15 protein-coding genes, 2 tRNA genes, 1 other RNA gene and 1 pseudogene are annotated in these 11,331 nt (G+C 72.7%); 8 read left to right on the top strand and 11 right to left on the bottom strand.

The window, feature by feature from the left end; all coding sequences use genetic code 11:
- Nucleotides 1-117 precede the first annotated feature (117 nt).
- Nucleotides 118-1,107, top strand: a complete 990-nt coding sequence (locus tag ACTMS0_RS23250) for a DMT family transporter (protein ID WP_441157367.1) — start codon at nucleotides 118-120, stop codon at nucleotides 1,105-1,107.
- A gap of 13 nt (nucleotides 1,108-1,120) precedes the next feature.
- Here ACTMS0_RS23250 and ACTMS0_RS23245 read toward each other — a convergent pair whose 3' ends face one another.
- Together ACTMS0_RS23245 and ACTMS0_RS23240 are read right to left on the bottom strand one after the other, a co-directional pair.
- Nucleotides 1,121-2,188 (bottom strand): PHP domain-containing protein, encoded by a 1,068-nt coding sequence (locus ACTMS0_RS23245; protein WP_441157366.1) that lies wholly within the window; start codon nucleotides 2,186-2,188, stop codon nucleotides 1,121-1,123.
- A 77-nt stretch (nucleotides 2,189-2,265) separates the two neighbouring features.
- Complete coding sequence (locus ACTMS0_RS23240; protein ID WP_441157365.1) at nucleotides 2,266-3,003, bottom strand: M23 family metallopeptidase; 738 nt, start codon at nucleotides 3,001-3,003, stop codon at nucleotides 2,266-2,268.
- 60 nt (nucleotides 3,004-3,063) lie between these two features.
- Between ACTMS0_RS23240 and ACTMS0_RS23235 the strand changes: the two genes are divergently transcribed.
- The 4 genes from ACTMS0_RS23235 to tadA all read left to right on the top strand — a co-directional run bounded on the left by ACTMS0_RS23235 (nucleotide 3,064) and on the right by tadA (nucleotide 4,959).
- On the top strand, nucleotides 3,064-3,429 hold the full coding sequence (locus ACTMS0_RS23235) for a hypothetical protein (RefSeq protein ID WP_441157364.1): 366 nt from the start codon (nucleotides 3,064-3,066) through the stop codon (nucleotides 3,427-3,429).
- A 79-nt stretch (nucleotides 3,430-3,508) separates the two neighbouring features.
- Nucleotides 3,509-3,676: a hypothetical protein gene (locus tag ACTMS0_RS23230; protein ID WP_441157363.1), complete on the top strand. Its 168-nt coding sequence runs from the start codon at nucleotides 3,509-3,511 to the stop codon at nucleotides 3,674-3,676.
- Nucleotides 3,677-3,797: 121 nt separating this feature from the next.
- On the top strand, nucleotides 3,798-4,322 hold the full coding sequence (locus ACTMS0_RS23225; protein WP_441157362.1) for a tRNA adenosine deaminase-associated protein: 525 nt from the start codon (nucleotides 3,798-3,800) through the stop codon (nucleotides 4,320-4,322).
- Between the two features lie 151 nt (nucleotides 4,323-4,473).
- Nucleotides 4,474-4,959 (top strand): tRNA adenosine(34) deaminase TadA, encoded by a 486-nt coding sequence (gene tadA, locus ACTMS0_RS23220; RefSeq protein ID WP_441157384.1) that lies wholly within the window; start codon nucleotides 4,474-4,476, stop codon nucleotides 4,957-4,959.
- Here the strand turns inward: tadA and ACTMS0_RS23215 are convergent.
- The 4 genes and pseudogenes from ACTMS0_RS23215 to deoD all read right to left on the bottom strand — a co-directional run.
- A pseudogene (locus ACTMS0_RS23215) lies at nucleotides 4,902-5,120 on the bottom strand (hypothetical protein); the annotation flags it as partial. The gene tadA and the pseudogene ACTMS0_RS23215 sit on opposite strands and share 58 nt — an antisense overlap.
- A gap of 32 nt (nucleotides 5,121-5,152) precedes the next feature.
- On the bottom strand, nucleotides 5,153-5,617 hold the full coding sequence (locus ACTMS0_RS23210; RefSeq protein WP_441157361.1) for an acyl-CoA thioesterase: 465 nt from the start codon (nucleotides 5,615-5,617) through the stop codon (nucleotides 5,153-5,155).
- Nucleotides 5,614-6,252, bottom strand: a complete 639-nt coding sequence (locus ACTMS0_RS23205) for a TetR family transcriptional regulator C-terminal domain-containing protein (RefSeq protein WP_441157360.1) — start codon at nucleotides 6,250-6,252, stop codon at nucleotides 5,614-5,616. The genes ACTMS0_RS23210 and ACTMS0_RS23205 overlap by 4 nt, the downstream gene beginning before the upstream one ends.
- A gap of 119 nt (nucleotides 6,253-6,371) precedes the next feature.
- On the bottom strand, nucleotides 6,372-7,079 hold the full coding sequence (gene deoD / locus ACTMS0_RS23200; RefSeq protein ID WP_441157359.1) for a purine-nucleoside phosphorylase: 708 nt from the start codon (nucleotides 7,077-7,079) through the stop codon (nucleotides 6,372-6,374).
- A gap of 75 nt (nucleotides 7,080-7,154) precedes the next feature.
- Here deoD and ACTMS0_RS23195 point away from each other — a divergent pair.
- Nucleotides 7,155-7,241, top strand: a tRNA-Ser gene (locus ACTMS0_RS23195).
- A gap of 104 nt (nucleotides 7,242-7,345) precedes the next feature.
- Here the strand turns inward: ACTMS0_RS23195 and ACTMS0_RS23190 are convergent.
- Together ACTMS0_RS23190 and ACTMS0_RS23185 are read right to left on the bottom strand one after the other, a co-directional pair.
- Entirely contained in the window at nucleotides 7,346-8,074 is a 729-nt protein-coding gene (locus ACTMS0_RS23190; RefSeq protein ID WP_441157358.1) for a hypothetical protein, read from the bottom strand.
- Nucleotides 8,071-8,568, bottom strand: coding sequence for a SigE family RNA polymerase sigma factor (locus ACTMS0_RS23185; RefSeq protein ID WP_441157357.1), 498 nt, complete (start codon nucleotides 8,566-8,568; stop codon nucleotides 8,071-8,073). Before ACTMS0_RS23185 ends, ACTMS0_RS23190 begins: the two co-directional genes overlap by 4 nt.
- Here ACTMS0_RS23185 and ACTMS0_RS23180 point away from each other — a divergent pair.
- Nucleotides 8,523-9,494 (top strand): DUF3152 domain-containing protein, encoded by a 972-nt coding sequence (locus ACTMS0_RS23180; protein ID WP_441157356.1) that lies wholly within the window; start codon nucleotides 8,523-8,525, stop codon nucleotides 9,492-9,494. The two genes, ACTMS0_RS23185 and ACTMS0_RS23180, sit on opposite strands and share 46 nt — an antisense overlap.
- A 94-nt stretch (nucleotides 9,495-9,588) precedes the next feature.
- Here the strand turns inward: ACTMS0_RS23180 and ACTMS0_RS23175 are convergent, their stop codons facing one another.
- The 3 genes from ACTMS0_RS23175 to ACTMS0_RS23165 all read right to left on the bottom strand — a co-directional run bounded on the left by ACTMS0_RS23175 (nucleotide 9,589) and on the right by ACTMS0_RS23165 (nucleotide 11,121).
- Nucleotides 9,589-10,083, bottom strand: coding sequence for a hypothetical protein (locus tag ACTMS0_RS23175; RefSeq protein ID WP_441157355.1), 495 nt, complete (start codon nucleotides 10,081-10,083; stop codon nucleotides 9,589-9,591).
- 32 nt (nucleotides 10,084-10,115) lie between these two features.
- The gene (locus tag ACTMS0_RS23170; RefSeq protein WP_441157354.1) at nucleotides 10,116-10,730 is read right to left on the bottom strand and encodes a hypothetical protein; all 615 of its coding nucleotides are present in this window, start codon (nucleotides 10,728-10,730) and stop codon (nucleotides 10,116-10,118) included.
- 306 nt (nucleotides 10,731-11,036) lie between these two features.
- Nucleotides 11,037-11,121: transfer RNA gene (locus tag ACTMS0_RS23165), tRNA-Ser, on the bottom strand.
- An 81-nt stretch (nucleotides 11,122-11,202) separates the two neighbouring features.
- Between ACTMS0_RS23165 and ffs the strand changes: the two genes are divergently transcribed.
- An RNA gene (ffs, locus tag ACTMS0_RS23160) (signal recognition particle sRNA small type) lies at nucleotides 11,203-11,293 on the top strand.
- The last annotated feature ends 38 nt before the right edge of the window (nucleotides 11,294-11,331 follow it).

The following is an 11,331-nucleotide window of genomic DNA, read 5'->3' as shown; positions in this document are numbered from 1 at the left end:
GTTCAGGCAGCAGCTCCGCCGGGTCGACGTCGATCGGGAACCGCGGTTTCTGTGGCGAGCGACACGGCGTCCGAAAAGCGCGGGACTTCGTCGTACCCCTGCGGCAGAGTGTCAGGGGTGACAGCGGACTTCACTCCTGACCGGGCGGCGCTGCGGAGCTGGCTGCCCGGGTTCATCGCCCTGGCCGCGATCTGGGGTTCCAGCTTCCTGTTCATCAAGGTCGGGATTCGGGAACTGCACCCACTGCACCTCACCCTCTACCGGGTCGCTGCCGGCGCGGTGACGCTGCTCCTCGTGCTCGCCGTGCTGCGCGACCGGCTGCCCCGCGAGCCGCGGGTCTGGGGCCACCTGTTCGTGATCGGGGCGCTCGGCGTGGCGGTCCCGTTCACCCTCTTCGGCTACGGCGAGCAGCGCGTCGAGTCCCTGCTCGCCGGCATCTGGAACGCCACCACACCGCTGATCGTGCTGCCGATGGCGGTGCTGGTCTTCCGCACCGAGCGGCTGACCGCCCGCCGGGCGGTCGGGCTCGGGCTGGGCTTCGCCGGGGTGCTGGTGGTGCTCGGGGTGTGGGAGGGGGTCGGCGGCTCCCACTTCGCCGGCCAGCTGATGTGCTTCGCCGCGGCGGCCTGCTACGGCGTGGGGATCCCGTACCAGAAGAAGTTCGTGGCGGGCAGCGCGTACTCGGGGCTCTCGCTTTCCGCCGCACAGCTGCTGATGGCGGTTGCGCAGCTCGCGATCGTCGCGCCGCTGGTGGCCGGCGCCCCGCCGGTGCCCACCGCCCTGTCCGGCGAGGTCGTCGCCAGCGTGCTCGCGCTCGGCGCGCTCGGCACCGGGCTGGCCTTCGTCATCAACCTGCGCAACATCCGGGTGGCCGGGGCGAGCACTTCCTCCACGGTGACGTACCTGATCCCGGTCTTTGCGGTGCTGATCGGCGCGCTCGTGCTCGACGAGCGACTGACCTGGCACCAGCCGGTCGGCGCGCTGGTGGTGCTGCTCGGCGTCGCCGTGACGCAGGGCCTGATCGGCCACCGCCCGACGCCGATCCCCACGGGCGCGCCGGCGGTGCCCGCCGCCGAGCCCGTCATGCACGGCAGGGCACCTTATTAATGGACGCCGCTTCCTAACGCTTCGCGGCCCACGCGACGAGCTGCTCCGCCGGCCAGGTGTTGACGACCCGGTCGGCGGGGACGCCGCAGCGGGCGGCGCGCTCGCAGCCGAAGCGCTGCCAGTCGAGCTGACCGGGGGCGTGGGCGTCGGTGTTGATCGCGAAGACGCAGCCGGCCTCCAGCGCGCGCCGGATCAGCCGCTTCGGCGGGTCCTGCCGCTCCGGCCGTGAGTTGATCTCCACGGCGACGCCCCGCTCGGCGCAGGCCGCGAAGACCGCGTCCGCGTCGAAGTCGCTCTCGCCCCGGGTACGCGGGCGGTGCGCCCGGTCGCCGGGCCCGGTCACGCCGGCCGGCCGGGACGACACCATCCGGCCGGTGCAGTGGCCGAGGATGTCCAGGTGCGGGTTGGCGATGGCGGCCAGCATCCGGCGGGTCATCTTGCCGCGCTCGTCGTTGAGGCCGCTGTGCACCGAGCCCACCACCACGTCGAGCCGGGCCAGCAGGTCCTCGTCCTGATCGAGTGAGCCGTCGGCGAGGATGTCCACCTCGATGCCGGTGAGGATCCGGAACCCCTCGGGGAGGGCGTCGTTGAGCGTCGCCACGTGGTCGAGCTGGCGGCGCAGCCGGTCGGCGGTGAGACCACGCGCCACCTTCAGCCGGGGCGAGTGGTCGGTCAGCACCAGGTACTCGTGACCCAGCTCGGCCGCGGCGAGCGCCATCTCCTCGATTGGCGAGCCGCCGTCGGACCAGTCGGAGTGCGTGTGGCAGTCGCCGCGCAGGGCCGTACGCAGGGCGGTCGCCTCCGCGTCCAGGTCGGTCCCCTCGGTCGCGACCAGCCGGCGCAGGTAGACCGGCTCCTCACCGGCGACCGACTCCACGACGCAGCGGGCGGTGACGTCGCCGACCCCGGACAGCTCGGTGAGCTTGCCGCGGCGCGCCCGCTCCGCCACCTCCTCGGCCGGAAGAGCGGCCAGGGCCTTCGCGGCGGACCGGAACGCGCGGACTCGGTAGGTGGCCTCGTTGGCCCGCTCCAGCAGGAACGCGATCCGGCGCAGGTCGGCGATGGGGTCCCGGGCGGTCATGTCCTGCAACCTACGCCCCGCGCCGCCGGACGGGGGACGCACCGGCGGCGCGGGCCATGGCCCGTGTCGTCGTCACGTCAGCGCGTGCGCGGTGCCTCCGGGCAGCCGTGCCGGCGGTGCCAGGCGGTCACCTCGGCCACCGGGCTGCGGTCGATGCCGCGCCGCCACGCGTCCAGGTAGGGCGCCGGCCAGACCACGCCCCGCCGGATCCACCAGCCGTCCTGGCCGGCGCACGGCGGCGAGATGCCGAAGTGCAGGTGGCAGACGTTGTTCGCGTTGCCGGTGCGGCCCACCGTGCCGAGTCGCTGGCCGGCCCGTACCCGGACTCCGGGGTCGAGCCCGGCGGCGACCTCGGCCAGGTGCGAGCCGTAGTAGCGGACGCCGTCGTCGCCGAGCACCGAGACCGACAGCCCGCCGTTCCACGGACCGAGCGGGCCGCGCCGGTCGAACCGGTCCACCCGGCTGACCTCCAGGACCGTCCCGTCGGTGACCGCCACGACGGGCTCCCCGCAGTCGGCGAAGATGTCCGTGCCGGGGTAGACGGAGTGGGTCGGGTGGTAGGCGACCTTGCGGGCGCGTACCGGGAAGACGTGCGTGAGCCCCGCGCGGGTCGGCGTCGCCGACGGGCCCCCGGAGGTCGCGGCGGCCGGCGTGGGACCGGCGGGCGATGGCGCGGCCGGTTGGTCCGCCGTGGCCGGTGCGGTGGGGGTGGCGACGTCCGCCCCCGGCCGGGTCGTCGCGCAACCGCCGGCCAGCACCGTCACGAGCAGCAGCACCGGGTACGCCAGGCGGTGTCCGGTCGACGGCGGGGGCATCCGGCCATCCTGACAGACCAGTACGGTGAGGACGAGGCGTGTGCGGAGAGAGGAGTGCCCGTGACGAGCGATCCGTACGGCGGGTTCCGCCCGCGTAACCCGTCGGGGCTCTTCCCCTCCGGGCCACCGGCACGGCCCACCTACCGGGAGCCGCACCCGGTCTCCGGGGCCGGCGTCGCCCTCGGTGGCGCCGGCGCGGCGGCGTGGCTGCTGCTGTTCGGGCTGCTCGGCACGAGCGTCCGGACGTACGCGTGGTGGACCCTCGTCGCCGGCGGCCTCGCCTGGCTGGTCGCCCTCCTGCTGGTCCGCTACGGCGACCGGGGCGTGGGCACCGGGATCGCCATCGTGACCGGCGGCGGGTGGAGCATCGCGGCCGCGGTCGTGGTGACCCGGTGGGCGACGAGCGGCGACTGGCCACTCTGGTGAGGTTGCCCTCCGTCGTGGGTCGGCTGCGCAGCGAAGCCCGTCTTGACGGGACCATGTAGGCTGCCGCACTCTCGGCGGTATGGCCTGGACCACTCCGCGGCTCGACCCTGAGCGCAGCCGCCGCCGCCTGCAACTCCTCGCCGAGTTGGCCGGTGCCCGGGCGGTACGCCAGCGGAAGCGGCCGCAGCGTCTCCGCAGCGAACGCCTGAAGCAGCTCATCGCCACCCGGCGACGCGTCGCCGGGTGACCCGACTTTCCCCAGGATTGGCCGGCCCTTCGGGGCGTTGACCGGTCGCCTGCCGACCCGACCGGCTAACGTGCACGCGTAACGGGTCGGCTGTAGGGCGCCGAGGCAGTTTGGGGGGACCGTGTCGTATTTCGCTGCGGCGGCGGTGCGCGACGAGAGCGGCTGGACCGCCGCCGAGGTGAACCTGCGCGGGGTCACGGACCTGGACGAGGTCGCCGAACGGTTGCGCGACGTCGACCAGGACGCCGACCTGTCGCTGCTCTTCGTCGAGGCCGAGGACGCGTACCTGGTGATCCTGCGCCTCGACGAGGGCGAGGACCTGCGGGTCTTCGGCTCTGACTCGGCGTACGCGGAGGAGTCCCGCCTGGGTGCGCTGCTGGTGGGGGACCTCAAGGCCTCGGTGACCGGCCTGGACGAGATTGAGGAGTCCCGCCCGGCCGGCGGCGACGAGGAGAGCGACCAGCCGGCCGTCGATCCCGAGGCGGACCCGGTCGGCGAAGCGGACATCCTCGCCGACCTGGGCATCCCGGCGGCCAAGCTGCTCGCGCTCTGCACCCACGAGGGCATGCTGCCGGCCGACGTCACGGCCGAGATCTGCGCGGTGCTGGGCTGCGCCGACGAGGTCGAGGAACTGCGTGAGGTCTGAGCCGCCCGGGTCGGGTCCGGCGGCCGGGGGCGTACCCCTGCCGCACGGCGGTGAGCCGGCCGACGCCACCGACCCCGCGCTGGAGACGCTCCGGCCCGGACAGCCGACGCCGGGCCGGGCCGCGCGCGTCGGTCCGGGCGCGCACGAAGGGCTGGCCGACCCGGACGGCGCCGGCCGCCGGCAGCGGCACGAGCTGTGGATGCGCCGGGCCCTGGAGGTCGCGGTGACCGGGGCGGACTCGACGGCCACCACGGCCGACGACATCCCGGTCGGCGCGGTGCTCTACGGCCCGGACGGCGCTGAGGTGGCGATCGGGCGCAACGAGCGGGAACTGACCGGCGACCCGACCGCCCACGCCGAGGTGCTGGCGCTGCGCCGGGCAGCCGACCGGCTCGGTCATTGGCGCCTCGACGACTGCACCCTCGTGGTCACGCTGGAGCCCTGCACGATGTGCGCCGGCGCCCTGGTGCTGGCCCGGGTCTCGACCGTCGTGTTCGGGGCCTGGGAACCGAAGACCGGCGCCGCCGGATCGCTGTGGGACGTGCTCCGCGACCGCCGGCTCAACCACCGCCCCGAGGTCTACAGCGGGGTCCTGGAGGACGAGAGCGCCGCCCTGCTGCGCGCCTTCTTCCGCTGAGGGTCCGGGCGCGGTGCCTCGGCCCGGGTCACGGGCGGCAGGCTGACCATCAGCCCACCGGTGTCGCCGGGTCGGGCGCTCGCCGTGCCGCCGTGCGCCCGGGCCACCGCCCGGACGATGGACAGCCCCAGGCCGAACCCGCGACCCCGGCCCACCCGCTCGCCTCAGCGGCGGTGGACGCCCCCGGCGCCGGTCAGGCCGGAGCGGGAGCCGGACGGAGCAGGGTCGCCGCCACCGCCCGCGCGGCGTCGGTCCAGGCGGCCGGGCGCATGGTCGCCGGGTCGAGCCGGACGATCGCCCGCCGGCCCTCCGCGTACACCGTCGTGCCGTCGACCGACCGGAACTGGAAGGAGTATTCGGCGCTGCTGGTGCCGAAACGGTCGAGCCAGAAGTGGACGGCGACCGGGCCGGTGCCGGTGATCGGCGCCCGGTACGTGATCGCGAACTCGCGGACCGCGTGGAAGACGTCCGGTGCGCTGTTCCCGCCCTGGAAGGCGACGCCCCGTTCGGCCCAGTACGGGGTCAGCGCGCGCTCCAGCAGCACCGCGTAGCGGGCGTTGTGCAGGATCCCGAGGGCGTCGAGGTCGTCGAAGTGCACGGTGACGTGCTCGACGTGACCGAAGTCGACGGCGGGCGGGTCGGCGAGGGCGTGGCTCATGTGAGGCCTTCCGGTAGCAGGGTCGGGTCCGGGCACAGCGCCCGGAGGCGGGTCAGCACGGCGTGGCGCGCGTGCGCGTACGTGGTCTCCGGGTCCAGCAGCCGGGACCGCACGGCGGCGGCGATCCCGAGGGCGTCGATCTCGTACGCGAGCCGGGCGGCGTCGATGCCGGTGGGGAGTTCGCCGGCGTCGACCGCCTCCGTCACGAGGCGCTCCAGGAACGCCGTCCAGCGGGCGAAGACCTCGGCGAGCCGGTCGCGGACCGGGCCGGGGCGGGCGTTGTACTCGAAGTCGCTGCTGGCGAAGAAGCAGCCGCCGGGGAGCGTCCCGGCCGCGTAGAAGGCGATCCGGGCCTCGTGCAGGGCCCAGAGCCGGCGTATCCCCCGGGGCGCGCCCAGGGCCGGTGCGACGATCCGCTCCTGCCACTGCTCGACCGCCCGGTCGACGGTGGCGAGTTGGAGCGCCTCCTTCGACCGCCAGTGCGCGAAGAGGCCGGACTTGCTCACGCCCAGGGCGTCGGCGAGCTGGCCGAGGGAGAGGCCGTGCAGCCCCGCCTCGGTCGCGAGCACCACGGCGGTGTCCAGCACGGCGGTGCGGGTGCGCTCGCCCCGCAGGAGGCGGCCGTCGACGGTCATGCGGCCAGCGTACTGAATAAGAACGACCGGTCGTATTGTTTTCTACCGTGACCGCAGTCACCTGGATACGCGTCGCCCCGCCGCCCGGAGGGGCGGTGGGGCGGCGGTACGGACCGTGATCAGGCGATGATCGTGTCCAGAGCGATCTCCACCATCTGGCTGAACGTCTGCTCCCGCTCCTGCGAGGTGGTCTTCTCGCCGGTCTTGATGTGGTCGCTCACCGTCAGGATCGTCAGCGCGCGCGCCTTGAACCGGGCCGCGATCGTGTAGAGCGCCGCCGATTCCATCTCCACCGCCAGGACGCCGTAGTCGGCGAGGGTGTCGTAGAGGTCCGGCCGGTCGGTGTAGAAGGCGTCCGCCGCCAGGATCGGCCCGACCCGCATGGTGATGCCGCGCCGCTCGGCCACCTCCACCGAGGTGCGCAGCAGCCCGAAGTCGGCGACCGGGGCGTAGTCGATCAGCCCGTCGAAGCGCATCCGGTTCATGTTCGAGTCGGTGGACGACCCGATCGCGGCCACCACGTCGCGGAGCCGGAGGTCCTCGGTGAGGGCACCGCAGGAGCCGACCCGGATCAGCGACTTCACGCCGTACTCGTTGACCAGCTCATGTGCGTAGATCGACGCGGACGGCATGCCCATGCCGGAGCCCTGGACGGACACGTCCACGCCGTTCCAGCGGCCGGTGAAGCCGAGCATCCCGCGGACGGTCGAGTAGCACTGAGCGCCCTCGAGGTAGGTCTCCGCGATCCACTTGGCCCGCAGCGGGTCACCCGGCATCAGGACCCGCTCGGCGATCTCTCCCGGCTTCGCGCCGATGTGCGTACTCATGGCAAGGATCCTGCCAGGCCGCCCGGCGGCATACCGGTTCGGCGTCCGAACCTTCGGTCCTGTACCCTACTCGGCGGTGGTGTGTCCGAGTGGCCTAAGGAGCACGCCTCGAAAGCGTGTGAGGGTGCAAGCCCTCCGCGGGTTCAAATCCCGCCGCCACCGCTTCTGAAACGGCGAGACGCCCGGCAATCCTCACGGATCGGCCGGGCGTTTCGTTTCTGGTGTCGTCGGGGCTCAGGAGCCGTGCCGGATGACTGTTTCGCCGGTCAGAGCTTCCGGCCGCCCGCGTCGCGGGCGACGATGCCGTCCAGTCGGGCTCCCGGAGCCAGCTCCTCCGGGTCGAACCAGAAGATCACCACCTGCGGGTCTCTGCTCCACCGCGCCAGTCGGGCCGTGACCTGGCGGCCATCGACGGTGCCGACGATCCGCTTCGCGGGTCCGACGAAGTACCCGAAGGTGGGCACCCGGGGTTTCGTCGGGACAGATCCGACATGGTCGTAGCCGATCGCGTGGAATCCGGGCCGGCGGTCGCTGCCCTCCACGTCGTTGGCCAGGAAGTCCGAGGTCAGGTTGCCGTCGGCGGCGCGGCGGCCGGCGACCAACCCGATCGTCACCTGGGGCTGTTGGGGCAGCTCGACCTGGACGAAGTAGAAGATCCGCTCCTCGCTGCCGTACCGGATCCCGGTGTCCACCACGTCACCGACCGGTTGCTGCTCCTCGGTGCTCTCGTCCTGGCTGGGGGTCGCCGTGGGGTGGGTGGGTGCGGTGGCGGCCGGAGCGGGCTGGCGCTCCGGCTCCGGCGGGCGGGGCCCCAGCACGCCGACCGCCACTCCGACGACGACCGCCATCGACAGCAGCACCCCGCCGGTGCCGGCGAGCCGGCGGCGCCGACGTACCCGGCGACCCTCGCGCATGATGGTGCTTAGGTCGAGGACGTCCCGGTGGGTACGTTCCGTCGCCCTCATGGCCTGGCGAAGCTGATCCACCTCGTTCATCGGCACGCTTCCTGCGTATCCACACGGCCGGTGGTGCGCAGCTTCTCCAGGGCACGGGAACTGGTGCTCTTGACCGTGCCGACCGACACGTTCAGCTCGCGGGCCACCTGAGTCTCCGGAAGGTCGAAGTAGTACCGCAGTACGACGATGGCGCGCTCGCGAGGGCTGAGCGCGCCGAGGATCGCGAGCAACCAGCGACGGGTGACGACCTCGTCGGCGACGTCGCCACGACGTTGCTCCGGGAGTTCCTCGGTGGGGTACTCGCGGATCGGGCGTCGCCAGCTGTCGATGAGGTGGTTGACCAGCACGGAGCGCGCGTATCCGTAGGCGTCGTCGTCCCGGACCCGGGACCACGACGCGTACGTGCGGACCAAGGCGGTCTGCGCCGCGTCCTCGGCCCGGTGGTAGTTGCCGGTCATCAGGTAGGCGGCGTGCACCAGCCGCCCGGATGCCGCCCGGGCGAACTCGACGAACTCCGCATCACCTCGGGCCATGCCGGCCCTTCCCGCACCTCACGCCGGACAGGACGAGCGGCACGGCGGAAAGGTTGAGTCCACGCGGCACCAACTTTGTGCCTGGATCACTCGTCCTCCTCGCTGCGCAGCACCGACGGGCGCTGCCAAGCGAGGAGAACGACATGACAGGGAAGACTACGAGTTCGGTTCGTGTCCGCGCGTTGTCGGGGCTGGTTCTGGCAGCACTGGTGTCGGGGTGCTCGGCACCAGCGGCCGGTCGGTCAGCGGTCCCCGCCGCCGGCGCCGCGTCGGCACCGGCGCCAGCGCCCAAACCGGCGCGACAGGCCACACCGGTCACCTATCCCGCCAACGGCGGCAACCGGTGGCGAATCGCCACCGGCGAACCGTCGAGCCCGCAGGGTACGGGAAGGCTGCTGCGCTACCGGGTGGCAGTCGAGCGCGACATCCAAGGTCTCCCCGTGGCCGGGTTCGCGGCCGAGGTCACCAGAACCTTGAACGACCCGCAGGGCTGGACCGCCGACGGGACGCTGCGCCTGCGCCGGGTCGGCGCGGGCCAAGCCGCCGACTTCACCATCTACCTGGCCACCCCCGGCACCCGTGACGAGCTGTGCCAAGACCTGGCAGACGGCTACACCTCCTGCCGCAACGGCAACCGGGTGGTGCTCAACGTGGCCCGGTGGGTGAAGGGGGCGCGCGGCTACGGGGCCGGCCTCCCCACCTACCGCAGGTACATGGTCAACCACGAGGTCGGGCATCGCCTCGGCCACGGTCACGAGCTGTGCCCCGGGCGAGGCCGACCGGCCCCCGTCATGCAACAGCAGACGCTGGGCCTGCACGGCTGCACGGCCAACGCGATGCCGTACCTCGACGGTGAGCGCTACGCCGGTCCTCCGGGAGGCTACGACGACCCCATTCCGCCCGGTGAGCGAGGCCGGCCCGGCTGAAAGCTGCAGGCCAGGTCCACGGCGCGCCACTCGACGAAGCGCCCGGGGAGATCCCGGGCGCTTCGTCGTCGGATGACCGGTTCGCCTGCTGGGGTCAACAGGGGCTGTGGCCCTCGTCGAAGGCGCGCTGGGCCCAGTCGGCGTACCCGGCGATGACCTTGCGAACCGTCTGCCCGTCGTGCAGGAAGAGGTACGCCCGGTCGCCGTCGCGGGCGAGCAGGCCGTCGAACCGGTACGTCCCCTGTGGAGCGTCGAGGTGCCGCGCCTCCGGGTAGCGTTCCCGGACCTCGGCGAGCGGCGTGCCGGCAGCGACCCCCTCGGGCGTGCGTACCGGGTCGCCGACCCAGAGCAGCACCAGCCGGTCCTCCACGAAGATCGGGCTGACCGTCTCGTGCCCGGCCAGCGTCGGGCCGCAGGCGTCGACGTCCGTCCGGAGTATGCCCCGCCGGGTGAGTTCGTCCTCGGTGTCGCCGAAGTCGACATTGGCCAGTCCGTCGAGGTCGACCACGGTGACCGCGCCGGCCGGTTCGTGGACGGCCGCCTGGTCCGGCGAAACAGAGCCGCTGCCTGCGATCGAGGCAGCGGTCATCAGTGCGGCAATGAAGCCGAATTGTCGCAATTTCATAGAATCCCCCAGTCCACAACGGAACGGGAGCGATCTGGTTGCTGGCCGATGCCGGATTGCTGCTCTTCCCACTCCTCGGCCAGCTCGTCCCAGTAGTCGGCGCTCAGCCCGCGCCGCCCGTGCGCCAGCCAGCCGGCGGTGTCCCGCTCGACGTGCAGCCCCAGCTCGGCGAACGGGTCGATCCACGCGCCGGGCTCAACACCCAGCTCGATGAGGGCGGCGTTGATCGGCCACTGCTCGCGCGGCCGGTCGAACACCGCGTCGAAGCGCGGCCCCCAGGACCGCTGGCCGCCGAGCCACACCACCGCCGCCTGGTGCCCGATACCGCCGGCGAACTCCGCCTCGACGTACGCCACCGGCCCCCGCCGCGACCAGCGGGCCAGCACCTCGGTCAACGTGGGCGAGAGCAGCAGCGTGAACGGGTGCTCCGGGTCGGGCTCGCCGGCCGCGTAGTCCGGCGGTGTGCCGATCAGCTCCTCCACCAGCTGCGGGGTCACCGGCAGCAGCGCGAAGTCCTGGCGCAGCCCGCCGAGGACCGCGTGATCCAGCTCGCGGGTCTCCTCGCGGAGCAGCTCGACGTCCGCGAGGACGGCGCTGAGCTGGTAACTCATTCCGCGTCCACAGCCTGTGGATAGAACATGTGTACGACGGGTTCAGGCGCGCCCGCGGACGCCGTCGGCGAACACCCGCCAGGCGGCCGGGCTGTGCCTCGCCGCGCGCGTTCCCCCACCCGGTCAGTATCGCCGCCATGCCGGCCAGATCGCTAACCATGACGGCGGGAGCGGGCACACCGCTGACAGGCCTTGGAAGGTTTGGGCCTCGCCGGGGGCCGCAGGCTTCCAAGATCTTGAAATGCTCGGGCCAGGGTGAGACGACGACGGGCCGGCTCCACCGGAGCCGGCCCGTCGATCAGGGTGCGGAGGATACGAGATTCGAACTCGTGAGGGTGTTAACCCAACACGCTTTCCAAGCGTGCGCCCTAGGCCTCTAGGCGAATCCTCCGCCGAACAGGATACAGGCCCCGCCGGGATCGCCCACCCCGCCACCCCCGGAAGATCCACCATCGGTCGGGTACGCTTGGCGTACCCCCCGTGCGGCGTGCATCTCGTGAACCTCCCCAGGGCCGGAAGGCAGCAAGGATAAGCGAGCTCTGGCGGGTGCACGGGGGGCCTTTCTGTCTCCGGGTCCCGGTACGGTCCCACCGGGGTGGTG

This window comes from Micromonospora sp. H33 (assembly GCF_052068455.1).
Classification (GTDB): Bacteria; Actinomycetota; Actinomycetes; order Mycobacteriales; family Micromonosporaceae; genus Micromonospora.
This window is presented reverse-complemented; position numbering and strand designations above follow the sequence as displayed.

Bases quoted from the DNA above. Each gene is read 5' to 3' on its own strand.
- ACTMS0_RS23245 (WP_441157366.1), bottom strand. From the start codon at position 2,188: ATGACCGCCCGGGACCCCATCGCCGACCTGCGCCGGATCGCGTTCCTG.
- ACTMS0_RS23240 (WP_441157365.1), bottom strand. From the start codon at position 3,003: ATGCCCCCGCCGTCGACCGGACACCGCCTGGCGTACCCGGTGCTGCTG.
- ACTMS0_RS23230 (WP_441157363.1), top strand. From the start codon at position 3,509: ATGGCCTGGACCACTCCGCGGCTCGACCCTGAGCGCAGCCGCCGCCGC.
- ACTMS0_RS23210 (WP_441157361.1), bottom strand. From the start codon at position 5,617: ATGAGCCACGCCCTCGCCGACCCGCCCGCCGTCGACTTCGGTCACGTC.
- ACTMS0_RS23205 (WP_441157360.1), bottom strand. From the start codon at position 6,252: ATGACCGTCGACGGCCGCCTCCTGCGGGGCGAGCGCACCCGCACCGCC.
- deoD (WP_441157359.1), bottom strand. From the start codon at position 7,079: ATGAGTACGCACATCGGCGCGAAGCCGGGAGAGATCGCCGAGCGGGTC.
- ACTMS0_RS23190 (WP_441157358.1), bottom strand. From the start codon at position 8,074: ATGAACGAGGTGGATCAGCTTCGCCAGGCCATGAGGGCGACGGAACGT.
- ACTMS0_RS23180 (WP_441157356.1), top strand. From the start codon at position 8,523: ATGCCGCCCGGGCGAACTCGACGAACTCCGCATCACCTCGGGCCATGC.
- ACTMS0_RS23185 (WP_441157357.1), bottom strand. From the start codon at position 8,568: ATGGCCCGAGGTGATGCGGAGTTCGTCGAGTTCGCCCGGGCGGCATCC.
- ACTMS0_RS23175 (WP_441157355.1), bottom strand. From the start codon at position 10,083: ATGACCGCTGCCTCGATCGCAGGCAGCGGCTCTGTTTCGCCGGACCAG.
- ACTMS0_RS23170 (WP_441157354.1), bottom strand. From the start codon at position 10,730: ATGAGTTACCAGCTCAGCGCCGTCCTCGCGGACGTCGAGCTGCTCCGC.